Annotated in this window: 1 protein-coding gene; it reads left to right on the plus strand. The window is 65.9% G+C overall.

Features of this window, described 5'->3' with window-relative positions:
* Positions 1 to 390, plus strand: a 390-nt coding sequence (locus EXE45_RS18100) for a ParB N-terminal domain-containing protein (RefSeq protein ID WP_241989539.1), incomplete at its 5' end; no start/stop codon positions are given.
* Positions 391 to 419 lie beyond the last annotated feature (29 nt).

Consider the following 419-nt stretch of genomic DNA (forward strand, 5'->3'; position numbering starts at 1 on the left):
GAGGAGTACCGACAGGTCCGCTGCGAGTACCTCGACGATCTGATCCGGTCGATCGAAGAGGACGGGTATCGTCCGAACACAGAGGTCGGTCACGAGCCGGCTTCGGGCGAGAACGCCTTCGAGACGGCGTACGCCCACCGGCTCGAACCGATAGTCGCGATCGGACGTGACGGCGAGATGCAGCTGTGCGAGGGGTTCCACCGAGCGTCGATCGCGTCGGTGTTAGGGATCGACAGGATCCCGGTAAATGTCCTCTGCCGACACGAGGAGTGGCAGCGGGTGCGGGACCGGATCGCGACCGATCCGTCGGTGGTTCGTGGTCCCGACGCGCCGATCGACCGCCGCGACCATCCCGACTTACGAGGACTCCTCCCGGACGCGAGCGAGTGAGCCGAGCGTGCGAGGAAACCGGCTCACTG

The sequence above is a fragment of the Halorubrum sp. SP9 genome, assembly GCF_005435015.1.
Taxonomy (GTDB): Archaea; Halobacteriota; Halobacteria; order Halobacteriales; family Haloferacaceae; genus Halorubrum; species Halorubrum sodomense.